This is a genomic window from Arthrobacter sp. B2a2-09 (assembly GCF_027587375.1).
Classification (GTDB): Bacteria; Actinomycetota; Actinomycetes; order Actinomycetales; family Micrococcaceae; genus Arthrobacter.
In genome coordinates this window covers 335,136-358,259 of sequence record NZ_JAMXIC010000002.1, presented here as the reverse complement: position 1 = coordinate 358,259, position 23,124 = coordinate 335,136, and the positions used below count along the sequence as shown (strand labels likewise).

The window sequence follows — 23,124 nt, the reverse complement described above, 5'->3', positions numbered from 1 at the left end:
TAATATGTGGCCGATGTGAACTGCGGCACACATTCCTAGCTCAAACGGTTCGGATGCTAGTCCTCCAGATCCACTTCACGAACCATGTCGGCGCCGATGCCGGCCTTGATGGCTTCAAGGACCTGCTGCGGCACCGAAGTGTCGATCGTGAGCAGCGCCAGGACCTGGCCGCCTTCGCTCTGGCGGGCCACCTGCATGCCACCGATATTGATGTTGTTCATGCCCAGGATGTGGCCGATGGTGCCGATGACACCGGGACGGTCCGCGTAGGAAACAACCACCAGGTGCTCGCTGATCGGGATTTCGACGTCGTAGCCATTGACGCCCACCAGCTTCTGGACCTGCTTGGGTCCGGTGAGCGTGCCGGCCACGGAAATCTGGGAGCCGTCGCTGAGTGCCCCGCGGATGGTCAGCACGTTGCGGTAGTCCTCGGCTTCCGACGTCGTGATCAGGCGGGTGTTGATGCCGCGCTGCTCGGCGATGACGGGTGCGTTGACATAGGAGACCTGCTCGGTCACGACGTCGGCGAATATGCCCTTGAGCGCTGCCAGCTCGAGGACCTTCACGTCCAGGCTGGCGATTTCGCCGGCAACCTCGACGTCGATCTGCGTCAGGGAAGCGTGGGTCAGTGCCGTGAAGATCCGGCCGAGCTTCTCGATCAGCGGGATTCCGGGGCGAACGTCGGAGGCGATCACGCCACCGGCCACGTTGACGGCATCCGGGACGAGTTCGCCGGCGAGGGCGAGGCGCACGGACTTCGCCACGGACACGCCGGCCTTTTCCTGGGCTTCATCCGTGGAGGCGCCCAGGTGGGGCGTCACGATGACGTTGTCCATGCCGAAGAACGGAAGGTCGGTGCTCGGCTCCTTGACGAAGACGTCGATTCCGGCGCCGGCGATCTGACCGTCTTCCAAGGCCTCGTGGAGGGCTTCTTCGTCGATCAGGCCGCCACGGGCAACATTGACCACGTAGGCCGTTTCCTTCATCTTCTTGAAGGCGTCGGCGCCCAGCATGCCCACTGTTTCCGGGGTCTTGGGCATGTGGATGGTGATGAAGTCGGACTTCTCCAGCAGCTCGTCCAGGGTGACAAGCTTGACGCCGAGCTGCGCCGCGCGTGCGGAGGTGATGTAGGGGTCGTAGGCGAGGATCTCGGTCTCGAAGCCTTGCAGGCGGGCAGCCACGAGCGCTCCAATGCGTCCGAGGCCGATGATGCCGATCTTCTTCTCGAAGAGCTCGATGCCCGTGTACTTGGAGCGCTTCCACTCGCCGCCCTTCAGGGCGGAGCTGGCCTGCGGGATGTGGCGGGCAAGGCTGAGGATGTGGCCGACCGTAAGTTCAGCAGCGGACACAATGTTCGACGTCGGAGCGTTGACCACCATGACGCCGGCCTGGGTGGCGGCCTTGATGTCGACGTTGTCCAGGCCGACGCCGGCACGGGCAATGATCTTGAGGTTCTTGGCTGCGGCAATAGCCTCGGCGTCCACCTGGGTGGCTGAACGCACGAGGATGGCGTCGACGTCGACGATTGCGGAGAGCAGCTGGGAACGGTCCGCACCGTCGGTTTGGCGGATCTCGAAGTCCGGACCAAGGGCCTCGATCGTGGCGGGCGAAAGTTCCTCAGCGAGGAGTACTACTGGCTTGGTGCTAGTCACCGGTGACCTCTTTAGCTCTCTTTTTTCAGGTGGGGTTTTGGTGAAACGATTCTTTGACGACGAAGGCCGGACCCGGTATACCGGGTCCGGCCTCCATGCCGGGCGGCTTCATTTCGAGCCTATCCCGAACGGCGTTCTGTGTTGAATTGCTACGGCTCCTGCCGCGACTTCAACGAGTGCCTTGATTAGCGGGCTGCGGAGCCTTCGACGTAGTCCTCGTCCTGCTGCTGCCAGGAGAACAGGGAACGCAGCTCGCGGCCAACACCCTCGATGGGGTGCTGCTCTGCCTTGGCACGCAGTTCCTTGAATTCGACCGCACCGTTGTCCTGGTCGTCGATGAAACGCTTGGCGAAGGCGCCGGACTGGATGTCGGCGAGGACGCCGGCCATGTTTTCCTTGACCCGGGGGTCGATGACGCGCGGGCCGGAGACGTAGTCGCCGTACTCTGCGGTGTCGGAAACGCTCCAGCGCTGCTTGGCGATGCCGCCTTCCCACATGAGGTCAACGATGAGCTTGAGCTCGTGAAGAACCTCGAAGTAGGCGATCTGCGGCTGGTAGCCGGCTTCGGTCAGGGTCTCGAAGCCGTACTGGATCAGCTGGGAGACGCCACCGCACAAGACAGCCTGCTCGCCGAAGAGGTCGGTTTCGGTCTCTTCGGTGAAGGTGGTCTTGATGACGCCGGCGCGGGTGCCGCCGATTGCCTTCGCGTAGGACTTGGCCAGTTCCCAAGCGGAACCGGAAGCGTCCTGCTCGACGGCGATGATGTCCGGGATACCGCGGCCGGCTTCGAACTCGCGGCGCACAGTGTGGCCGGGAGCCTTCGGGGCGATCAGGATGACGTCAACGCCCTCGGGCGCCTCGATGTAGCCGAAGCGGATGTTGAAGCCGTGGGCGAAGGCAAGGGCCTTGCCGGCGGTCAGCTTGTCCTTGATGGAGTCGTTGTAGATCGCGCGCTGGTGCTGGTCCGGTGCCAGGATCATGATGACGTCGGCCCATTCGGCGGCGTCGGCAACGTTCTTGACCGTGAAGCCTGCGTCCTCGGCCTTGGCGATCGACCTCGAGCCTTCCTTGAGCGCGATGACGACCTCGACGCCGGAGTCGCGCAGGTTCAGCGCGTGGGCGTGGCCCTGGGAACCGTAGCCGACAATGGCAACCTTGCGACCCTGGATGATCGACAGGTCTGCGTCGTCGTCGTAGAACATTTCAGTCACTTGCGTAACTCCTCTTGAGTGGTTTTGTAGATATTGTCTGTGGTTCGGTATCGGGCTACTACGCAGTACCTAGGACAGTGCCTAAGACGGTGTCTTACGCGCTGCGCAGAGCCCTGTCACTCATGGAGCGGGATCCCCGCCCAACGGCCAAGGTGCCGGACTGCACTATTTCGCGGATGCCGAACGGCTCGAGCACTGAAAGCAGCGCTGCGAGCTTTTCCGGGGTACCGGTTGCCTCAATGACCACCGAGTCTGTGGAAACGTCAACCACTGAGGCACGGAACAAGTCTGCAGCTTGGGTGACCTGCAGGCGTGTCGCGGCATCCGCACGTACCTTGACCAGGATGTGGTCACGTTGCACGGAAGATTCTGAAGTCAGCTCGACAATCTTGATCACGTTGATCAGTTTGTTGAGCTGTTTGGTGACCTGTTCGATGAGGTCGCCATCGGCGTCGACGACGACGGTCATCCGGGAAATCCCGGAGACCTCGGTGGGGCCAACGGCCAGGGAGTTGATGTTGAAGGCCCGCCGGGCGAAGAGGCTGGCCACGCGGGTCAGCACGCCGGGCTTGTCTTCGACCAGAACGGACAGTGTGTGGCGGCTCATGGCTAGTCCTCCTCTTCCCATTCCGGGGTCATGTTGCGGGCAACCTGGATCTGGTCATTCGAGACTCCGGAGGGGACCATCGGCCACACCATGGAGTTCGGGCTGACCACGAAGTCGATGACCACAGGACGGTCATTGATTTCCAAGGCCTTTTGGATGGTTGCGTCGATGTCCTCGTCCCGCTCGCAGCGGAACGCGGCACAGCCGTAGGCGTCTGCCAGCTTGACGAAGTCCGGGATGCGGACGGTGTCGTGGCCGGTGTTCAGGTCGGTGTTGGAGTAGCGGCCGTCGTAGAAGAGGGTCTGCCACTGGCGCACCATGCCCAGCGAGGAGTTGTTGATGATGGCAACCTTGATGGGAATTTTGTTGATGGCGCAGGTGGCCAGTTCCTGGTTGGTCATCTGGAAGCAGCCGTCGCCGTCGATGGCCCAAACCACGCGGTCGGGTTCGCCGACCTTGGCGCCCATGGCTGCCGGCACGGCATAACCCATGGTGCCGGCACCGCCGGAGTTCAGCCAGGCGTGGGGACGCTCGTACTTGATGAATTGGGCGGCCCACATCTGGTGCTGGCCAACGCCTGCAACGTAGATGCCTTCCGGACCCGTGAGCGCACCGATGCGTTCGATGACCCGCTGGGGGGCACTGAGTCCGTCTTCCGGTTCGGTCCAACCCAGGGGGTAGGTATCGCGGAGGTTGTTGAGGAACGCCCACCAACCGTCGAGGTCCGGGGTGCCGGATAGTTCGAAAGCGGTCCGGACGGCCTCGCTCAGTTCCGGAATGATCTCCTTGACAGAGCCCACGATCGGAACGTCGGCCACGCGGTTCTTGGAGATCTCCGCGGGGTCGATGTCCGCGTGGATGATCTTTGCATGCGGAGCGAAGGTGCTGAGGACGCCCGTCACCCGGTCATCGAAGCGCGCACCAAGGGTGATCAACAGATCGGACTGCTGCAGTGCGGTAACCGCAGAAACCGTGCCGTGCATGCCGGGCATGCCGACGTGCTGGGGGTGGGAGTCCGGGAACGCGCCGCGGGCCATGAGGGTGGTGACCACGGGCGCGCCGGTGAGCTCCGCGAGTTCGCGCAATTCGGCCGAAGCATGGGCCTTGACCACACCGCCACCTACATACAGGACGGGCTTGCTGGCCGCAGCGATCAGCCGGGCAGCCTCGCGCACCTGCTTGTTGTGGCCGCGGACCACCGGACGATAGCCCGGCAAATCGATCTTGGGCGGCCAGGAGAAGGTCATGGTGCCCTGCTGGGCGTTCTTGGCGATGTCCACCAATACGGGACCGGGACGACCGGTGCTTGCAAGGTGGAAAGCCTCGGCCATGACATGCGGAATGTCATTGGGATCCGTCACCAGGAAGGAATGCTTGGTGATCGGCATGGTGATGCCGACGATGTCCGCTTCCTGGAAGGCATCCGTGCCAATGACGGACGCTGATACCTGGCCGGTAATGGCCACGAGGGGCACGGAGTCCATGTGGGCATCCATGATGGCGGTAACGAGGTTGGTGGCACCGGGGCCCGAGGTGGCGATGCAGACGCCAACCCGTCCGGTAACCATGGCGTAGCCTTGGGCTGCGTGGCCGGCTCCCTGTTCGTGACGGACCAGGATGTGATTCATCTTGGAGGCCATCAAGGGGTCATAGGTGGGGAGGATCGCGCCACCGGGCAAACCAAAAATATCGTCGACGCCGAGTTCTTCGAGCGAGCGGACAATAGCTTCCGAGCCGGTCATCACCGTTGGGGGTACAACGTTGTTCGGCCCGAGTACAGGAGAGGGAGTTGCAGCATTGTCGACGACAGCGTCAGCCGGACGGTCGACCTTTTCCGGAGCTTTGGGGGCTCCAGCGGACTTTGCAGCCATCAGCGAGGGGCTGATCGGCGATCCTTTGCTCATCGGACTCTTCCTTTGGGGATCTTCAATTAGTGAAAGTTACTGCTTGGGTACTGCGTTCATGCGGGTTCTTGCTCAATGCGCTGTCCCCTGCGGGAAATAAAAAAACCCCTCAGCCTTGCGGCTCTTCGAGGGGTTGCGCGTGACGGTTCGTTACCAGTCGGGCTAGGAGGCCACGCGCTTGGTAAGTACGACAGTGCCCACGGTGGCGCCGACAGTAACGAATGCGATCATGCGTTCAGTGTTCCCTCTTTGTGAGATAAGTGTCAAACGATGATTGACACTGTCTCACTATGTGGACCCAATTGTCCACAGGCTGGTCCTACCCCGGCCGCCCAACTGACTCGCAGTTGTTGTCGTTATGAGGCGTCAAAACGACAACAACTGCGAGTCAGTTGGGCCGGAACCCGGAACTAGCCGCAATAGGCGCCTGTGGAGGCGCTGTGGACCAGCTTGGCGTACTTGGCGAGTACACCCTTGGTGAACTTGGCCGGGAGGGGCTCCCAACCGACCTTGCGGGACTCGAGTTCGGCTTCGTCCACCAGGAGGTCGAACGAACGGGCGGCGATGTCCACGCGGATCTTGTCGCCGTCCTTGACGAAGGCGATGGGTCCGCCGTCGGCGGCTTCAGGCGCAACGTGCCCGACGCAGAGACCGGTGGTTCCCCCGGAGAAGCGGCCGTCAGTCAGCAGGAGCACGTCCTTGCCGAGGCCAGCGCCCTTGATTGCGCCGGTGATGGCAAGCATCTCACGCATGCCCGGGCCGCCCTTGGGACCTTCGTAACGGATCACGACGACGTCCCCTGCCTTGATCTCGCCCTTGTCCAAAGCGTCGAGGGCACCCTGCTCGCGCTCGAACACGCGGGCGGTTCCTTCGAAGACATCGGCGTCGAAGCCGGCGCTCTTCACGACGGCACCTTCCGGCGCCATGGAACCGTGCAGGATGGTGATGCCGCCGGTCTTGTGGATCGGGTTGTCCAGGGCGCGCAGGATCTTGCCGTCGAGGTCCGGCGGGTTGATGGAGGCGAGGTTCTCGGCAAGGGTCTTGCCCGTGACTGTCAGGCAGTCGCCGTGCAGCAGGCCGGCGTCGAGCAGTGCCTTCATGATGACCGGCACGCCGCCGATCCTGTCGACGTCTGTCATGACATAGCGGCCGAAAGGCTTGAGGTCGCCCAGGTGCGGGATCTTGTCGCCGATGCGGTTGAAGTCGTCCAGGGTCAGTTCGACCTCGGCTTCGCGGGCGATCGCGAGCAGGTGCAGGACGGCGTTGGTGGAACCGCCGAAGGCCATGGTGACGGCGATGGCGTTCTCGAACGCCTTCTTGGTCATGATGTCCCGGGCAGTGATGCCGAGGCGGAGGAGGTTGACTACTGCCTCGCCGGACTTGCGGGCAAAGTCATCACGACGGCGGTCTGCCGAGGGCGGGGCAGCCGAGCCCGGCAGGGACATGCCGAGGGCTTCGCCGATGCACGCCATGGTGTTGGCCGTGTACATACCGCCGCAAGCGCCTTCACCAGGACAGATCGCGCGTTCGATGCGGTCGAGGTCGCCGCGGCTCATCTTGCCTGCAGCGCACGCGCCCACGGCTTCGAAGGCGTCAATGAGGGTGACTTCCTTCTCCGAGCCGTCCTCGAGCTTGACCCAGCCCGGCATGATGGAACCGGCATAAAGGAAGACGCTGGCGAGATCCAGCCGGGCGGCTGCCATCAGCATGCCCGGGAGGGACTTGTCGCAGCCAGCCAGCAGGACGGAGCCATCAATGCGCTCGGCCTGCATGACCGTTTCAACGGAGTCGGCAATGACTTCGCGCGAGACAAGGGAGAAGTGCATGCCCTCGTGACCCATGGAGATACCGTCTGAAACGGAAATAGTGCCGAACTGCATGGGGAAACCACCGCCGGCATGGACGCCTTCCTTGGCGCCCTGGGCGAGCCGGTTCAGGGAGAGGTTGCACGGGGTAATTTCGTTCCACGAGCTCGCGACACCGATCTGGGGCTTGGCGAAGTCGTCATCGCCCATGCCTACGGCCCGGAACATGCCTCGCGCGGGGGCGGCATGGATGCCGTCCGTTACGACCCGGCTGCGTGGCTTGATGTCCGGCTTGTTGTCTGTCGCGTTTGGGGTGCGGTCACTCATGGGCACGAGTCTATGGCTCTTGGGCTGTGGCCAACGAACACTATTGGCGGGTTAAGGCGAATTCATTCAATATTTCATTCAAATAGTGGACAGTCGTCTCGATATGTGAGGAATCAGCCTCATTGTCGACTGCAGTTCCGTACGACAGGATCGCGGAAGCCCCGGAGGTCGCGAATCGATTGACTAACCTAGACAGCCCCGTGACACGGACGTAACGTCAAATCACGACAGCTGTGCCAATCGAATAGAAGGGCTCCCCCATGGATTGGTTGATCTGGGTCATCGTCATTGTGTTGATCGTTGCGATTGTTTGGTGGCTCCTGAGCCGCAATAGCGCGAAGTCTTCCTCGGGCGCCATGACCCCGCCTTCTCCATCGCCGACCGCCTCGTCACCACAAATGGACGTCGCCTCCGCCGCCGTGACGGGCTCTGCCCCTTTGGTTGCCGCAACCGCGACCGCCGAACAAGATTTCGGCGAATCGCGCGCGGCCGCACCCGAGCCCGCACCCGAGCCGGAATCGGCAACTGAGGCGGGCGGCGTCGACGTCGACGACTGGGAGCGCCCTTCTCCTCCTCTGGGAACCAATATGGCCGCCCCGGCAGAGTCCCCCATGACCGGAACCTCTGTGGAGGAGCCGGTATTCGAAGAGCCGGCATTCGAGGAGCCCACACTCTCGGAACCCGTACTGTCCGAGGACGCGGTTTCCGAAGCCGCCGTTTCCGACACTGCCGAACCGATCCCTGCCGAGCCGGAACTCGACGGGGGCGTAACAGCCGACGACGTTACAGTCGCCGACGCCGGGCCTTCTGCTCCCCCCGCTGCCGGCGTTCCGGCGTCGAGAACGGAACCAGCCACCCCGGAACAGTTGGCCGACAGCGCCGAATGGGAAGCCACCTGGAGCGAAGGCGGCGCACCCGCGACCCCCGCTCCGATCCACCACCGCGAGTACACGGACGCCCATGCACCGACGCTTCCCGGTGCCGAATCCGCCGCGGCGGAGGCAGTCGACGCTGCTGCGGAAGGGGTGCAAGCAGATCGAACCGAAACTCCCGAAGCCGTCTCGGCGCCAGTTGAGTCAACCACCCAGGCCCCGGACTCCACGGAAGCGTCGCCGCTGGGCGGGCACCTTGCCGCCGAGCAGCCGTACGGTGAAGGATCGGCTGCTGCCGGAGCTGACGGGAGCGGCCCCGATGGCTACACAGTCAAAGGCAACGCGGACACCATGACCTACCACGATGAAGACAGCCCGTCCTATGACGAAGTCAAGGCCGAGGTCTGGTTTGTTTCGAGCGCCCACGCCGAGGCAGCCGGGTTCCGGCCGCCTCGCAGGAACCGCCGCTGAGAGCCCGAAGGAACTGAAGACCCCAAGGCGCCGCAGGCGTTCACACGCGCGCTGCGTGGGCAACGCTTGGAGCCTCTCCAGCAGGGTCGCGCAGACTGCCCGGGCCGATTTCACACTTCGGCAAGTGTCGTGTAGAGTTACATGTCGTTGCGGAGATCAACGAGGGAAGAAAAGCCCTCTGCCGATCGAAATCGACAAATGCACCTCTAGCTCAATTGGCAGAGCAATTGACTCTTAATCAATGGGTTCCGGGTTCAAGTCCCGGGGGGTGCACCAAAGGGAAGGGCCCTTGAGCGGCAACAGCCGCTCAAGGGTTATTTCTTTGCGTTGCGAGCAACAAACAATTGCACCTCTAGCTCAATTGGCAGAGCAATTGACTCTTAATCAATGGGTTCCGGGTTCAAGTCCCGGGGGGTGCACCAAAGGGAAGATCCCTGGATGGCTGAATGGCCGTCCAGGGATCTTTTTGCTTTTCGGCCAGCTTCGCCCTCGACCGAGCGTCGCCCGACCCAACGGCAAGCCCGACCGCGCTGCGGAAGCTTAGTTGGAAGCTTCTCCCGGCGCCGCGCCTGAATCCGCCGCGGCCACAATGTCACTTACAACGGCCGAGGAATGATTGTTCGCCAATTCGCGTACCAGTGCCTGAAGCTCCCGCCGCAGTTTGGCTGTGTCCACGGGCACAGGTGCAAGCACTTCGCCTTCCAACTGTGTGGCGAGCCCGAGAGTGTGCTCCCCCGCTTCGGTCAAACTGACCACTTGGCTCCGGCGGTCGGAAATGCTGCGTGCGCGGCTGACGTGGCCGTGGGCCTCCAGCCTGGTGAGGGTCTTCCCCATTGTTTGCGCCTGAACCCGGACGATCTGTGCGAGCATCGACTGGGTGGTCGGTCCGTTGACGGCAAGTACTTCCATGACAATGACCCCGGCATGGGTCAGGTCCATACCGCGCAGTTTCTCGTTCCAGGCATGCTCCACGAGTCGCGCGGCCGTGGAGAGCAGGCGCCCGGTGGGCCACCGTTCCATATCAGGCATAAGGGCCAGTATATAGACCGCACAGCGCGGATCAGGCCCGGGTCCAATTCGTGAAGCGGCCAGCTCGTCACTAAGCTGAGTGGTCGCGAACGCTAGCAAGGAGAACAAATGGCTGAACGACTCATTCCAGGCGACACTGCCCCGGATTTCATCCTCAAGGACCACACGGGTCGCGAGGTCAGCTTGTCCTCGCACCGCGGCCGCAATACGGTCATCTACTTCTACCCCGCGGCTTCCACCCCGGCATGTGCCAAGCAGGCCTGCGACTTCCGCGATTCCCTCGCAGCCCTTCAGGCTGCCGGTTACGACGTCCTTGGCATCTCTCCGGACACGGTGAAGGATCTGGAAAAGTTCGTGGCCGAAGAATCACTGACCTTTCCCCTGCTGTCCGACGAAGGGCACCACGTCGCTGACGCCTATGCGGCTTGGGGCGAAAAGAAGAACTATGGACGCACGTACCAAGGGCTGATCCGCTCGACGATCGTGGTGGACCCCGACGGCAAGGTGGCCGTGGCCCAATACAACGTGCGGGCCACCGGCCATGTCGCAAAACTCCGCAGGGACCTCAAACTCGACAAATAGCCACCCCACACGGCCAGTCACCGCCCGGCCGTATGGGCGCGGCTGGAACGGCTGACGCAAAACCGCGGGTACAATAGAGGCCGGTATATGACCGGAGCGGGAAAACCTGAATCCCGGTCCGGGTACCAGCACCAGCGCGAGTGGTGAAATTGGCAGACACGCAGGATTTAGGTTCCTGTGCCTTCGGGCGTGGGGGTTCAAGTCCCCCCTTGCGCACATTCGGGAAGTGCCCCGGCCTTTGGCCGGGGCACTTCCCGTTCCAGCCCGGGGCACTTCCCGTTTCCAGCCGGGACTCAGGGCGCTGAACTAGACTGGACTGCGGTCCGGCTGCCACGGGCCTCAGCCCGTCCAACTGCCTTGAGGGGACAAGAGTGGTAAGCAGCAAGCTTCGCCGAGTCACGCTACAAATCGGCGCAGGCCTTCTGGCCGTGGCCTTGACCTCGTGCACGGTAAGTCCTGGACCGGCACCGTCCACATCGGCCGCAGGCGGCGCTTCGGCAGAGCCGAGCAAGACCTTCAACTTTGGCACCCCATCGATGCCCCTTGGACTCGATCCCGCCCTGACGAACGACTCCGAGTCGTATCGCGTCACCCGGCAAGTGATGGAAGGCCTCGTGGGAGTCGACGCGTCCACCGGCCAACCAACTCCGCTGCTTGCCACGTCCTGGTCTCAAGGGAATGACGGACTCAGCTATGACTTTACGTTGCGGTCAAAGGTCACCTTCCACGATGGAACCACCTTTGACGCCGCCGCTGTCTGCGGCAATTTCAACCGTTGGTTCAACTTCCCGGCAACCGTGCGTCAGCAGGCACCGGGCATCGCATTCAAGAGCGTCTTCAAATCCTTCTCGGACGAGCCTTCGCTTTCGCTCTTCAAGAACTGCAAGGTCGTCTCTCCCGGCCACGTCCAAATCAACCTGACCAAACCCTTCACGGGCTTCCTGCAGGCTTTGACGCTGCCGGCGTTCGCAATGTCATCCCCGAAAGCGTTGGCCGACGGCAATGCCAACGTCTTGGACAAGAAACTGTCAGGACAGCCGGCGTCGGCTTACGCCTCCCACCCCGTGGGCACAGGCCCTTACGTTTTCTCCTCATGGGGCAAAGACCGCATCACACTCACCAGCTACAAGGGGTACTGGGGCGACCGCGGAGAGATAGCCACAGTCAACTTCATTCCGTTCGACTATCCGCAGGCCCGGCTCCAGGCCCTGCTCGCAGGCACCATCGACGGATACGACCTTGTCACCGCCGGCACCTTCGACCAGCTGGTCAAGAAGGGCATGCAAATTGTCCAGCGGGATCCGTTCTCCGTGATGTACCTCGGGATGAACGAGTCCGTGGCGCCGCTCCAGAATCTTGGAGTGCGCCAGGCAATCGAGATGGCCATCGACAAAGACACCCTCATCCACAAGTTCTTCATCGACAACACCTCACCAGCGTCCCAATTCGTTCCCCCCAAGCTGAGCGGCTTCAACAACAACGCACCGTCCTTGGGATACGACCCGGAAAAGGCCAAGCAGCTGCTCGCCAAGTCCGGTTACAAAGGCGAGGAACTCAAGTTCTACTACCCGCTCAACGTCACGCGCGCCTACCTTCCCACTCCGGAGAAGATCTACGCGGAGATCAGCGCAGAACTCACCGCCATCGGACTGAACATCAAACCCGTGCCCGTGAATTGGGATGACGGCTACCTCCAGAAGGTCCAATCGCCGGGTGACCATGCCCTCCATTTGCTCGGCTGGAATGGCGCCTACTCGGACCCGGACAACTTCGTGGGCACCCTCTTCGGGGAGAACAACGGCGAGTTCGGCTACAGCGATCCGCAGGTCTTCTCAAAGATCGACCGGGCCCGGGGACTCCCCGACGGCGCTGACCGCAACTCCCAGTACCAGACCATCAATTCCCAGATCGCTGCGACCGTCCCGGCAGTACCCATCGCCTTCCCCATCTCGGCATTGGCCCTTTCCGACCGCGTCGAGAAGTACCCTGCATCGCCTGTCTTAAACGAAGTTTTTACAAACGTTCGCCTGAAGTCTTGACGTCCCGCCGCAATTTCAGTTATGTGCCCACGCGGGGATATTCTGTGACAGCCAGTGCCGCCGCTATCGGAGATAGATCGTGACCTTCATTTCCAAGACACACCACGCTGACGTCGTCCTTATTGGGGGCGGGATCATGAGCGCAACCCTGGGTGCGTTCATCAAGCAACTCGAACCCAGCTGGACCATCTCCCTCTTTGAGCGACTCGACGAAGCCGGCCTGGAAAGCTCCGGACCGTGGAACAACGCGGGAACCGGGCACGCAGCGCTCTGTGAGCTTAATTACTCGCCCGCAGCAAAGGACGGCTCGGTTGACCCGTCCAAGGCCCTCCACATCAACGAGCAATTCCAGCTTTCCCGTCAGTTCTGGTCCCACTTTGTGGACAACAAATTGATCGGCTCCCCCAAGGGCTTCATCAACACCGTTCCGCATATGAGCTTCGTCATCGGCGACAAGCACGCAGACTTCCTCAAGACACGCTACGAGGCACTCAAGCCCAACACGCTCTTCCGCAGCATGGAATACACGGAAGACCAGGCACAGATCGCCAAGTGGGCTCCGCTGATCGTCCAGGGCCGCGACGCCAAGCAGCGCGTTGCCGCCACCCGCGCAGCAGAAGGCACCGACGTCGACTTCGGCGCCTTGACCCGCGAGCTGACCGGCTACCTCGCTGACAACGGCGTTGAAGTCAACTATGGCCACGACGTCACCAATGTGAGCAAAGCCTCCGACGGCGGCTGGGACCTTTCGCTCAAGCACCCCGCTTCCGGCGAACACGGCCAGATCCACGCCAAGTTCGTTTTCGTCGGCGCCGGCGGCGGAGCACTCCACCTGCTCCAGGCATCGGGCATCCCGGAAAGCAAGGGCTACGGCGGTTTCCCGGTATCCGGGCAGTTCTTCCGCTGCACCGACGAGGCCATCTCCGGCCAGCACAGCGCCAAGGTATACGGCCAGGCCTCCGTGGGCGCCCCGCCGATGTCCGTGCCGCACCTTGATACCCGCTACGTTGACGGCAAGCGTTCCCTGCTTTTCGGCCCGTACGCCGGTTTCTCCACCAACTTCCTCAAGACGAGCAGCTACCTTGACCTGCCGCTGTCCATCCGCCCTAGCAACATCATCCCGATGCTGGCTGTGGCCAAGGACAACATGGACCTGACTGCCTACCTGATCAAGGAAGTGGCCAAGCGCCACGACGCCAAGGTGGAGTCCCTCCGTGAGTACTACCCCCAGGCCGACGGCGGCAACTGGGAGCTCATCACCGCGGGCCAGCGGGTGCAGATCATTAAGAAGGACTCCAAGAAGGGCGGCGTGCTGCAGTTCGGCACCGAAGTCATCACGGCTCGTGACGGCTCCATCGGAGCACTGCTCGGCGCCTCCCCCGGCGCTTCCACCGCCGTCCCCATCATGATCGAGATGCTCCAGCGGTCCTTCCCGAAGAACTTCAAGGGCTGGCAGTCCAAGCTCAAGGAAATGATGCCGGGCTACGGCGTCAAACTGAACGACAATCCCGAGCTTTCGGCCGAGCTTGAAGCGAGCACTGCCCGTTCGCTCCAGCTTGAGCCTGCCGACGCCGTCCAGCGCTAGCAGCCGTCCGGGCTGCGGCCGGTTCGAGACAAGAAACAGACCGTAGATCCCAGGAGACAGTGCAATGTTCCGTCTGGCAAAGCTTTCACTGGCGAACAGGGCATTGATCGCGCTGATCACCGTCTTCGCGGCGGTGTTCGGCGTGATCACCATGTCTTCCCTCAAGCAGGAGCTCATCCCCTCGATCGAGTTCCCGCAGATCTCAGTGATCACGGCCATGCCTGGCGCGTCCCCGGAAGTCGTCGACAAGCAACTCAGCCGCCCGCTCGAAACAGCGCTGAACAGCGTCGAGGGCCTGGAATCCACCACGTCGACGTCGCGGAACGGCGTTTCGCAGATCACCATGGTGTTCACGTACGGTTCGAACCTGGACCGTGCACGCAACCAGATCGATCGCGCGATCTCGAACGCCAAGCGTGTCCTGCCGGCCGACGTCGAGCCCCAGTCTTTTGCAGGCAGCATCAGCGACTTCCCGATCGTGTACTTGGCGGTGTCCTCGGACAAGCCCCTCAGCGAGCTGAACACGGACCTGCAGCGCTTGAGCGTTCCCCGACTCCAGAAACTCGACGGGGTCCGCAGCGCTGACGTGACGGGTGGGGCCACCCAGCACATCCTGATCCAGCCCAAAGCCCAGGCCATGGCCGCCAACGGCGCCACGGTCCAATCGCTCACGAATGCCCTCAAGAACAACGGGACACTGGTCCCGGCCGGAACAATCGAGGATCAGGGCAAGACGCTCTCCCTGCAGATCGGCAGCCCGGTGGACTCCCTCGACGTCATCAAAGGCTTGCCGCTCAGCGGGGCGAAGGCCGGCACCACAATCGGCGGCGTTGCCGACGTGAGCATCCAGGACGACGCCGCAACATCGATTACCCGGACCAACGGTAAGCCGACACTGGCCCTGTCCATCACGAAGAAGCCCGACGGCGATACCGTCGCCATCTCGCACGCCGTCAAGGATTCCATTCCCCAGATGGAAGCCGAACTCGGCTCCAATGCGCACTTCACCCCGGTGTTCGACCAGGCCCCGTACATCGAAAAATCCATCAAGGACCTCACCACGGAAGGCCTTCTTGGACTCGGCTTCGCGGTGGCAGTCATCCTCGTGTTCCTGATGTCCGTGCGCTCCACGCTCGTGACGGCCGTGTCCATTCCGTTGTCGCTCCTGATCACATTCATCGGAATATCGGCGACCCATTATTCGCTCAACATCCTCACCCTCGGCGCGTTGACCATCGCGATCGGCCGGGTGGTGGACGACTCGATCGTGGTGATCGAGAACATCAAACGGCACCTCAGCTACGGCGAGCACAAGCTCGCGGCCATCCTCAATTCCATCCGGGAAGTTGCCGGCGCCATCACGGCGTCCACCCTCACCACGGTTGCCGTCTTCCTGCCGATCGCCTTCGTGGGCAACCTGGCGGGCGAACTGTTCCGGCCCTTCGCCCTGACGGTGACCATCGCCCTGTTGTCCTCGTTGCTCGTGTCCCTCACCATCGTTCCGGTGCTGGCGTACTGGTTCCTCAAGTCGCCGTCGACGGCCGCGGAGGCGGAGGACGCCCGTGCCGCGGAGGACGCCCGGACCAAGGCGCACGAGGCAGAGCAACGCAGCCGGCTGCAGCGCGGCTATTTGCCCATCCTCGTCAAGACCCAGAAGCACCCGGTCCTGACGATCGTGGCCGCGGTCCTGGTGCTGGGCGGAACTGCGGCCATGTCCCCGCTGCTCGCCACGGACTTGCTGGGCGACTCCGGCCAGAACAGCATGACTGTGCGCCAGGTCCTTCCTGCCGGCACCAGCCTGGACCAAACCGGCGCCGCCGCCGCGCAGGTGGAATCGGTCCTCCGCGGGATCGATGGCATCAAGGACGTCCAAGTCACTTCGGGCAACGCCCAAACAGGTTTCGCCGCGCTCACCTCAAGTGGCGCTTCCAACTCGACGTTCACCGTGGTGACGGACGATAAGGCTGACCAGCAGAAACTGCAGGACACGGTCCGCTCCCGGCTCGCCAGCGCCTCGACTGCCGGGAAGGTCACCGTTGGTGCGCAGCAGGGTGGCCTGGGCACGTCTTCCAGCGTGGACATCACCATCAACGCCGCCAACTCCGCGGATCTCAAGACCGCAAGCGACGCCGTAGCGAAGGCTATGGACGGCGTACCCGGAAGTGCCGAGGTAGCCACCAACCTGGACGCCAGCCAGTCCGTGGTCCAAGTAAAGGTTGATCGCGCCAAAGCCGTCGCCGCCGGGCTGAACGAAGAGCAAGTTGCCGGTGTCCTGGCGTCCACGGTCAGTCCCATCCCCGCAGGCACTGTCCGTATCGACACCACTGACTTCCCGGTACAGATCGGCGAAGGCACGCACTTCAGCAGCATTGCCGACGTCAGGGCCATCAGTCTCCCGACGCCGGCTGGCCCCGTTCCGCTGTCAAGTGTCGCGTCGGTGGACCAGGTGGACACTCCGGTATCCATCACCAGCAGCAACGGCCAGCGGAGCGCGAAGGTGACCGTCACGCCGTCGGGCTCCAACCTTGGTGCCGTCAGCACGGCAGTCAGTGACCGGCTGGCCTCCGTGCAGCTACCGGCAGGCGTTACAGCCACGATCGGTGGCGCCACCACGCAGCAGGCCGACTCGTTCCAGCAGCTCGGCCTCGCGCTCCTGGCCGCCGTCGCCATTGTCTATGTCATCATGGTGGCCGCGTTCAAGTCCCTCATCCAGCCCCTCATCCTGTTGGTGTCCGTGCCGTTTGCGGCGACTGGCGCCATCGCTTTGCTCCTGGTCACGGGTGTTCCGCTCGGACTACCTTCACTGATCGGCATGCTGATGCTGGTGGGAATCGTGGTGACCAATGCGATCGTCCTGATCGACCTCATCAACCAGTACCGCAAACCACACGATGGCAGCCCGGGAATGAGCGTGGCGGACGCCATCACCCACGGCGCCCGGCAGCGGCTACGTCCCATCCTCATGACGGCACTTGCTACCGTATTCGCCCTGACGCCCATGGCTTTGGGCCTCACGGGAGGCGGCGGGTTCATTTCCCGGCCGCTCGCGATTGTCGTTATCGGTGGCCTTGTCTCCTCCACGGCTTTGACCCTCGTCCTTGTGCCCGTCCTCTACAAGCTGGTTGAAGGCCGGCGGGAGAAGAAGGCGCTGCTCAAGGCACTCACGCAACGCCCCGACGTCGCGAACGACGGCGTGGCCGGCCATGGCGACGGCGACCACCAGGACTGGACCACCGGAATGATTCCCAAAGTCACCGGCCGCCGATCCGCATCCAGCCCCGCGGAATAAGGGCGACACACCGGGAACAAAATGATGCTGTGCCCTGTTACAGGCGGTGATACATGCAAATACATCTATTTTGGGATAGACTGTTGACAGAGCCCGAACACCAATAGGGCAGGCAGAAAGGCACATCATGGAGATCGGCGTATTCAGCGTCAGCGACATCACCACTGACCCCACCACGGGCCACACCCCCACGGAGAACGAGCGCATCAAGGCCGCCGTGGCCATCGCAAAGAAGGTCGAAGAGATCGGCATGGACGTCTATGCGATCGGCGAGCACCACAACCGCCCCTTCTTCTCGTCGTCCCCCAGCACCACACTGGCGTACATCGCGGCGCAGACTGAACGCATCACGCTGTCAACGTCCACCACGCTGATCACGACGAACGATCCCGTCAAGATCGCCGAAGACTTCGCGATGCTCCAGCACTTGGCGGATGGCCGCGTGGACCTCATCATGGGCCGCGGCAACACCGCCCCCGTCTACCCTTGGTTCGGCAAGAACATCCAGGACGGGATCGAACTCGCCATCGAGAACTACTCCCTGCTGCGCCGGCTGTGGGATGAGGACACCGTCAATTGGAGCGGCAAGTACCGCACCCCGCTGCAGAACTTCACCTCCACGCCCCGCCCGCTCGACGGCGTCGCCCCCTTCGTCTGGCACGGCTCCATCCGCAGCCCGCAGATCGCAGAACTTGCCGCTTACTACGGCGACGGCTTCTTCGCCAACAACATCTTCTGGCCCAAGGAGCACTACCAGCAGCTGATCGGCCTGTACCGCGAACGCTATGAGCACTACGGCCACGGCAACGCAGACCAGGCAATCGTTGGCCTCGGCGGGCAGTTCTTCATGCGCAAGAACTCCCAGGACGCCGTCAAGGAGTTCCGCCCCTACTTCGACAATGCACCGGTGTACGGCCACGGGCCCTCGCTCGAAGACTTCACGTCCCAGACCCCCCTGACCGTCGGTAGTCCGCAGGAAGTCATCGAGAAGACCCTGACTTTCCGGGAGTCCTTCGGCGACTACCAGCGCCAACTGTTCCTAGTGGACCACGCAGGCCTGCCGCTCAAGACCGTCCTGGAGCAACTGGACCTCTTCGGCGAAGAAGTCCTGCCGGTCCTGCGCAAGGAATTCGAGGACCGCAAGCCTGCCCATGTACCCGACGCACCCACCCATGCATCCCGGGTGGCAGCGTCCTTCATCGCCTCGGCCAGCGAGGCGGTTGCGGATTCCGCTGGGCGGACGCCGTGACTACCAAAGCGCCCACCTCGTCCGCCGTGCGCCTCGCCGCCGAAACCTGGGAGTCCTTGTTCCGCTCCCAGGTGGCGGTGATGCGCCGGCTCCAGGCCGGCCCGGCCTTCAAGAAGCTGCCCATCAAGGAGTATGACGTCCTGTTCACGCTCTCCCGGTGCCCCACGGGCAAGCTGCGGCTGAACGAGATCAACGATCACGTCCTGCTCAGCCAATCGAGCCTGAGCCGGTTGGTTGACAGGTTGGAGACGCGCGGGCTCGTGGAGCGCAGCATCGCCCCCGACGACGGACGCGGGATCCTGCTGGGGCTTACCGCGGCCGGGCAGGAACTGCAGAAAGAGATCGGCCGGGAGCACGTCCGGGACATCGCCGAACTTGTGGCGCCGGCCCTGACAGCCGACGAACAACGTGAGCTTTTACGCCTGACCGAAAAGCTGCAGGCGTTCGTCGCAAGCAAATAGCCGCGCCGCAGCTGGCCGAAGGTCGCGCTAGCGCAGGACGACGAGCTTTGCCGGATCTTCATCCGGCAGCTCGTCGGCCACCACCGCGCTGACCTTCAAGCTCTTCAACGACAGGCTGCCGCCCACCGTGGATAGGAAGGCGGTGTCCGAGGAATCGCGTCCGGCTGTGATGCGGAGCATGGACTCGCGCGGAGCCAAGCCTGTGGGATCGATCACGTACCACGTTCCGTCGATGTGGGCCTCAGCCACGGCATGGAAGTCCATGGGGCTCAGCCCGGGCGCATACACCGCGGCGAGTCTGGCGGGGATGTCCTTGGAGCGCAGAAGGGCAATGGCAAGGTGGGCGAAGTCCCGGCAAACACCTTTGCGGTGCAGGAGCGTTTCCACCGCTCCATCCGTCCCCCGCGAGGAACCACTGACGTACCGGAGTTCGTCGTGGACCCAGTTCCGGACGGCCTGCAAAAGCTCTTCGCCGTGCAGCCCGCCGAACTCGGCATACGACGTCGGAAGGAGCCGATCGGACTCGGCGTAGCGGCTGGGCCGCACATAGCGGATGAGCTCCATCCGGGAGGACTCATCGGGGACACCAAAGCCCGCCACAGAGGCGCGGTAATCAACCGTTACCTCGCTGGGTTCGGCGAACTCCATGTAGTGGAAACGTCCGCCGTGATGGTCCGCCAGCTCAGTGAACGGAACAGCTTCGCCTTCCACCGTGACTGACAACTCTTCGGTCAACGATTCGTAGCCTGGATTGCGGGCAACAGCGATTGCCATCGCCACCTTGGTGTTGGCGACGGTCTTGAAAACGAGCTGGGCAGCAACGTTGCGTTCCATGGATCTCCGGAGTGTCGCGGCTGGACAACCCCCCGCTGTCGCCGATCTGTTTGTGTCAATCGTGGTTCTACAGATTGATCTTCAGAGACAGTAGCATCCGCTGGACGTTGGCGAATTCCGAACTCTGGTCAACGTACTTGGCGGCTTGGTCCAGGGTGTCAAAGGACTTCGCCGGAGCAACTACTTCATCCGTGGCGAAAGCATGCACGGCGGGCACGTCCCCGAAGTAGTAATTGCCCTTTCCTGCGGGCCCCACCACAAGGTTCCGGAGCTGGCAGGCCTGGCCATCAGATCCGGCCACCAAGTTGGTGATGCCGTACGAACCGAAGAACTTATAGCCCTGGATGACCCGGAACACCACATGCGGGGGGATCGTGGAATCACCGTCCGCATGGGGAAGGTCAATGGGAACGCTGCTGACCACCACGTAAGGACGCTTGGCGGCCGGATTGCAGTCCGCCGCATTTGCCGAGGGCAGGCCCGTGTGAAGGGTCGCCAGATACCCTCCCTTGGCGTCTTTGACCTCGATCTTCAGGGCGCCCGGCATGGAACCGGCGTCGGGCGTGACCGATTGCGCAATCCAGTCACTCGGAAGATCGAAGCTGACCTTCTTGGCCGCATCCGAGTACGTCTTCCACGCCGAGGCGGTCGCCCCCGCCGTCGCTGTGCTTCCTGCGGAGGGGCTCCCCGAACCGGTGGAGACGCCCGACGTCGGGGCCGTACTGGAGCCCGACGGCGTCGCGCTCCCGGGAGCCGCACTGTTGGACCCGGCTGTCCAGACGGGTCCGCCCTTGCCCTCGGAACTACAGCCAGTCGCGGCGACCACGATGAGCGCACCCAGGACGGCGACTGAAATCTTCAACGGGATCCGCTTTGCTCTCATGCGCACCAGCCTAGCGGCGCCGATCCGCCGCCTGCCCGTCCGGTTCGGCGTTTCGCACGTGCAAACCTCGCCGATGCACGCCGGGCCGCCGCTTCGGCTCGCATCGTAGGACTAGGCTGGACGCATGGCTCCCGATCAGCTTGATGAGGACGAAAACAGTGTGGCGGACATCTCCGCCCTGGACATCGCGGACTGGCGTTTGCGCACGTTTGCCTTGTACGACGACGTCCGCAAGATCGCGATGGACGATCCCTTCCAGGCCCACGTCTACTGGCGCCAGGAACGGGACCGCATGTTCGGAACCCACCCGGCCTCGGCACTGACTACCGCCAGCAAGCAGGCATTCTCGGGATTGCGCACCGCGGACTACGATTCCCGGTTTCGCCGCTATGCTTCCCTTTCTCCCGAAGGCGCGGGCCAGGAGATGAACGTCCAGACCGGAACCGACGGCGTGGTGCCGTTTGTCCGCCTCGGCACCTTCGACCTCGACGAGCTTGGCTCGTTGGCCGTGTGGCGCCTCCGGAGCTACGGCGGCGGCATCTTCGTGCCCTTCCGCGACGCTACAGCCGGCAAACCCGGAGGAAGCTACGGGGCCGGCCGGTACTTGCTGGACACCATCAAAGGCGCCTTCCACGGCCTTCGCGGATCCGGGCAGCAGGAGTTCGTGCTCGACTTCAATTTCGCCTACAACCCGTCCTGCGCCTACAACGAGGCCTGGGCTTGCCCCTTGGCCGGGCCGGCGAATCGCCTGGCCGCTGATATCCCGGTTGGCGAGCTCTACCTGCCCGTCTAAACCTGCCGCCTAAACACGCGCGAGGACGTAGGATGTCTTCATGACTTCCTCACGTGCACGCCGGATCGCCCGCGTCCGCCCGCTCTCGCCCACCGCGCCCGACGAACACTTCTTCGTGGCAAACGACGCCGTCGACTTCGCTTCCGCAGAAGGCCGGAGCTGGACTGTGGTGGACAGCCCGTTCCCGGGCTCGCCGGCAAATAGCGGCAGTGCCGGGCGGCCGGGGTGGTTTCGAGGCACTGAGGTTTCCGAGGATGCGTTCACGTTCCTGGCGCCGTCTGTTCCCGCCAACGTCTTCGGTATGGCGCACAACACCGGCCAGCCGGGCCGGGACCTGCCTGCGCAGGCGTTCCACAAAGCCGCCACAAGTGTCGTCGGACCGGGCGATGCCATCGAACTCGCCTCGGACGTCGGCTACGTGGACCCCGAAGCGGAACTGACCGTCGTCGTCGGACGCAAGGTCCGGGGGCTCACACTCCACAACGCTCGCGAGGCCATCCTCGGTTTCACGATCGGCAACGACGTCTCGGCGCGGGACCTGCAGAAGACCGACGAACTGTGGATCAGCGCGAAAAGCCAGGACACGTTTACTCCTGCGGGACCGTGGATCGTCACGGATCTCAACGACGGTGATCTTTCGATCGGCATTGTGCACAACGGCAGGGAATTGCGCACGGCCAGCACCGCGGACCTCGGATGGAAAGTGGACGAGATCCTCGTCTACCTCACTTCGTTCATGACCTTGCACCCCGGCGATCTGGTCCTTACCGGCTTCCCGGCCGAGTGCGCCAGGATCGAGCCCGGAGACATTGTGACCTGCCGCATTGAGGGCATTGGAGAGCTCAGCAACCCCGTAATAGCAGCATCTTGGGAGAAAATTCCCAGTTTGATATGACAGGCTTGAGCCATGGAGCCTCCTGCCGTGCCGGCAATTGAGACGCGGCAGACGTCCCTTTTCAGGCCAAATACAAGCAACCGCCGCAAAGGCGCGCTGCGCTATCCGGTGGTCAGGCAGCTCATCCGCTTCACCGGCGTCGGGATCATCTGTACCGTCGCCTCGCTGGCGCTGTACGCGCTGTTCCGGCCGTGGATGGGACCCCAACCTGCCAACGCCGCAGCACTGATCATCACTTCACTCATGAACACGGCCCTGAACCGGCGGCTGACCTTCAAGATCAGCGGCAACCGCAATAGGACACGGGACCACTTGAACGGGCTGATCGTGATCGCCGTGGCGCTGGTCATCACGGGCGGGAGCCTGGGCGTGCTGCATGCATTACGGCCCGAGGCCACCCTCGCCGAGGACCTCTGGACCACCACGCTGTCCGGATTCGTCGCGACCGCCGTACGGTTCACCATGCTGCGGCACTGGATTTTCCGCAGGGCCCGCCACGTTTGATTCCCAACTGATCCCCACCGCCACCCTCGCCTCGCAAGCTCGGCCAGGGAACCCTGGCGGCGTGGGCCCACGCAGTTGATGTCGTTTTGAGCCCTCAAAACGACATCAACTGCCAGCTAGTTGGGTGGGGAC

18 protein-coding genes and 3 tRNA genes are annotated in these 23,124 nt (G+C 63.0%); 13 read left to right on the top strand and 8 right to left on the bottom strand.

Annotation, left to right across the window (positions count from 1 at the left end):
- Positions 1-56: 56 nt before the first annotated feature.
- The 5 genes from serA to ilvD form a co-directional block, all read right to left on the bottom strand.
- Positions 57-1,652 carry a phosphoglycerate dehydrogenase gene (gene serA / locus NFJ07_RS03785; RefSeq protein WP_269992597.1) on the bottom strand — a complete coding sequence of 532 codons (1,596 nt, stop codon included), beginning with the start codon at positions 1,650-1,652 and terminating at the stop codon, positions 57-59.
- A 185-nt stretch (positions 1,653-1,837) separates the two neighbouring features.
- Entirely contained in the window at positions 1,838-2,863 is a 1,026-nt protein-coding gene (gene ilvC, locus NFJ07_RS03780) for a ketol-acid reductoisomerase (RefSeq protein WP_269992595.1), read from the bottom strand.
- Between the two features lie 94 nt (positions 2,864-2,957).
- A complete protein-coding gene (gene ilvN / locus NFJ07_RS03775; RefSeq protein ID WP_028264679.1) occupies positions 2,958-3,470 on the bottom strand; it encodes an acetolactate synthase small subunit in 513 nt (170 codons plus the stop codon).
- Between the two features lie 2 nt (positions 3,471-3,472).
- Positions 3,473-5,374 carry an acetolactate synthase large subunit gene (locus NFJ07_RS03770; RefSeq protein WP_269992593.1) on the bottom strand — a complete coding sequence of 634 codons (1,902 nt, stop codon included), beginning with the start codon at positions 5,372-5,374 and terminating at the stop codon, positions 3,473-3,475.
- A 410-nt stretch (positions 5,375-5,784) separates the two neighbouring features.
- Positions 5,785-7,506 (bottom strand): dihydroxy-acid dehydratase, encoded by a 1,722-nt coding sequence (ilvD, locus tag NFJ07_RS03765; RefSeq protein ID WP_269992591.1) that lies wholly within the window; start codon positions 7,504-7,506, stop codon positions 5,785-5,787.
- Between the two features lie 260 nt (positions 7,507-7,766).
- On the opposite strand from ilvD, the gene NFJ07_RS03760 reads away from it, so the two are divergent.
- From NFJ07_RS03760 to NFJ07_RS03750, 3 genes are all read left to right on the top strand, one after another.
- Positions 7,767-8,849: a sunset domain-containing protein gene (locus NFJ07_RS03760; RefSeq protein ID WP_269992589.1), complete on the top strand. Its 1,083-nt coding sequence runs from the start codon at positions 7,767-7,769 to the stop codon at positions 8,847-8,849.
- Between the two features lie 200 nt (positions 8,850-9,049).
- Positions 9,050-9,125: transfer RNA gene (locus NFJ07_RS03755), tRNA-Lys, on the top strand.
- A gap of 70 nt (positions 9,126-9,195) precedes the next feature.
- A tRNA-Lys gene (locus tag NFJ07_RS03750) sits at positions 9,196-9,271 on the top strand.
- 118 nt (positions 9,272-9,389) lie between these two features.
- Here NFJ07_RS03750 and NFJ07_RS03745 read toward each other — a convergent pair.
- Positions 9,390-9,878, bottom strand: coding sequence for a MarR family winged helix-turn-helix transcriptional regulator (locus NFJ07_RS03745; RefSeq protein WP_269992587.1), 489 nt, complete (start codon positions 9,876-9,878; stop codon positions 9,390-9,392).
- A 108-nt stretch (positions 9,879-9,986) separates the two neighbouring features.
- Between NFJ07_RS03745 and bcp the strand changes: the two genes are divergently transcribed.
- From bcp to NFJ07_RS03710, 7 genes are all read left to right on the top strand, one after another.
- Positions 9,987-10,460 carry a thioredoxin-dependent thiol peroxidase gene (gene bcp / locus NFJ07_RS03740; RefSeq protein WP_269992586.1) on the top strand — a complete coding sequence of 158 codons (474 nt, stop codon included), beginning with the start codon at positions 9,987-9,989 and terminating at the stop codon, positions 10,458-10,460.
- A 134-nt stretch (positions 10,461-10,594) separates the two neighbouring features.
- Positions 10,595-10,676 (top strand) — tRNA-Leu (locus NFJ07_RS03735).
- A gap of 155 nt (positions 10,677-10,831) precedes the next feature.
- Entirely contained in the window at positions 10,832-12,499 is a 1,668-nt protein-coding gene (locus NFJ07_RS03730; protein WP_269992584.1) for an ABC transporter substrate-binding protein, read from the top strand.
- A 79-nt stretch (positions 12,500-12,578) separates the two neighbouring features.
- On the top strand, positions 12,579-14,084 hold the full coding sequence (locus tag NFJ07_RS03725; protein WP_269992582.1) for a malate:quinone oxidoreductase: 1,506 nt from the start codon (positions 12,579-12,581) through the stop codon (positions 14,082-14,084).
- Positions 14,085-14,148: 64 nt separating this feature from the next.
- Positions 14,149-17,373 (top strand): efflux RND transporter permease subunit, encoded by a 3,225-nt coding sequence (locus NFJ07_RS03720; protein WP_269992581.1) that lies wholly within the window; start codon positions 14,149-14,151, stop codon positions 17,371-17,373.
- Positions 17,374-17,500: 127 nt separating this feature from the next.
- Positions 17,501-18,622 (top strand): LLM class flavin-dependent oxidoreductase, encoded by a 1,122-nt coding sequence (locus NFJ07_RS03715; protein WP_269992580.1) that lies wholly within the window; start codon positions 17,501-17,503, stop codon positions 18,620-18,622.
- Complete coding sequence (locus NFJ07_RS03710; protein ID WP_269992579.1) at positions 18,619-19,083, top strand: MarR family winged helix-turn-helix transcriptional regulator; 465 nt, start codon at positions 18,619-18,621, stop codon at positions 19,081-19,083. The genes NFJ07_RS03715 and NFJ07_RS03710 overlap by 4 nt, the downstream gene beginning before the upstream one ends.
- Before the next feature lie 27 nt (positions 19,084-19,110).
- Here NFJ07_RS03710 and NFJ07_RS03705 read toward each other — a convergent pair whose 3' ends face one another.
- Positions 19,111-19,917, bottom strand: coding sequence for a transglutaminase-like domain-containing protein (locus NFJ07_RS03705; protein WP_269992578.1), 807 nt, complete (start codon positions 19,915-19,917; stop codon positions 19,111-19,113).
- 67 nt (positions 19,918-19,984) lie between these two features.
- The gene (locus NFJ07_RS03700; RefSeq protein WP_269992577.1) at positions 19,985-20,800 is read right to left on the bottom strand and encodes a hypothetical protein; all 816 of its coding nucleotides are present in this window, start codon (positions 20,798-20,800) and stop codon (positions 19,985-19,987) included.
- 124 nt (positions 20,801-20,924) lie between these two features.
- Here NFJ07_RS03700 and NFJ07_RS03695 point away from each other — a divergent pair, with 124 nt between their 5' ends.
- From NFJ07_RS03695 to NFJ07_RS03685, 3 genes are read left to right on the top strand one after another with little or no spacing between them, the layout of a single operon-like run.
- Positions 20,925-21,593, top strand: a complete 669-nt coding sequence (locus tag NFJ07_RS03695; RefSeq protein ID WP_269992576.1) for a DUF1684 domain-containing protein — start codon at positions 20,925-20,927, stop codon at positions 21,591-21,593.
- Positions 21,594-21,633: 40 nt separating this feature from the next.
- A complete protein-coding gene (locus tag NFJ07_RS03690; protein ID WP_269992575.1) occupies positions 21,634-22,488 on the top strand; it encodes a fumarylacetoacetate hydrolase family protein in 855 nt (284 codons plus the stop codon).
- 12 nt (positions 22,489-22,500) lie between these two features.
- Positions 22,501-22,992 (top strand): GtrA family protein, encoded by a 492-nt coding sequence (locus NFJ07_RS03685; RefSeq protein ID WP_269992574.1) that lies wholly within the window; start codon positions 22,501-22,503, stop codon positions 22,990-22,992.
- The last annotated feature ends 132 nt before the right edge of the window (positions 22,993-23,124 follow it).

Excerpts from the sequence above, each read along its gene's own strand:
- bcp (WP_269992586.1), top strand. The coding sequence starts at position 9,987 with ATGGCTGAACGACTCATTCCAGGCGACACTGCCCCGGATTTCATCCTC.
- NFJ07_RS03695 (WP_269992576.1), top strand. The coding sequence starts at position 20,925 with ATGGCTCCCGATCAGCTTGATGAGGACGAAAACAGTGTGGCGGACATC.
- NFJ07_RS03715 (WP_269992580.1), top strand. The coding sequence starts at position 17,501 with ATGGAGATCGGCGTATTCAGCGTCAGCGACATCACCACTGACCCCACC.
- ilvD (WP_269992591.1), bottom strand. The coding sequence starts at position 7,506 with ATGAGTGACCGCACCCCAAACGCGACAGACAACAAGCCGGACATCAAG.
- NFJ07_RS03770 (WP_269992593.1), bottom strand. The coding sequence starts at position 5,374 with ATGAGCAAAGGATCGCCGATCAGCCCCTCGCTGATGGCTGCAAAGTCC.
- NFJ07_RS03745 (WP_269992587.1), bottom strand. The coding sequence starts at position 9,878 with ATGCCTGATATGGAACGGTGGCCCACCGGGCGCCTGCTCTCCACGGCC.
- NFJ07_RS03700 (WP_269992577.1), bottom strand. The coding sequence starts at position 20,800 with ATGAGAGCAAAGCGGATCCCGTTGAAGATTTCAGTCGCCGTCCTGGGT.
- ilvN (WP_028264679.1), bottom strand. The coding sequence starts at position 3,470 with ATGAGCCGCCACACACTGTCCGTTCTGGTCGAAGACAAGCCCGGCGTG.
- NFJ07_RS03760 (WP_269992589.1), top strand. The coding sequence starts at position 7,767 with ATGGATTGGTTGATCTGGGTCATCGTCATTGTGTTGATCGTTGCGATT.
- NFJ07_RS03685 (WP_269992574.1), top strand. The coding sequence starts at position 22,501 with ATGGAGCCTCCTGCCGTGCCGGCAATTGAGACGCGGCAGACGTCCCTT.
- NFJ07_RS03720 (WP_269992581.1), top strand. The coding sequence starts at position 14,149 with ATGTTCCGTCTGGCAAAGCTTTCACTGGCGAACAGGGCATTGATCGCG.
- NFJ07_RS03690 (WP_269992575.1), top strand. The coding sequence starts at position 21,634 with ATGACTTCCTCACGTGCACGCCGGATCGCCCGCGTCCGCCCGCTCTCG.
- NFJ07_RS03705 (WP_269992578.1), bottom strand. The coding sequence starts at position 19,917 with ATGGAACGCAACGTTGCTGCCCAGCTCGTTTTCAAGACCGTCGCCAAC.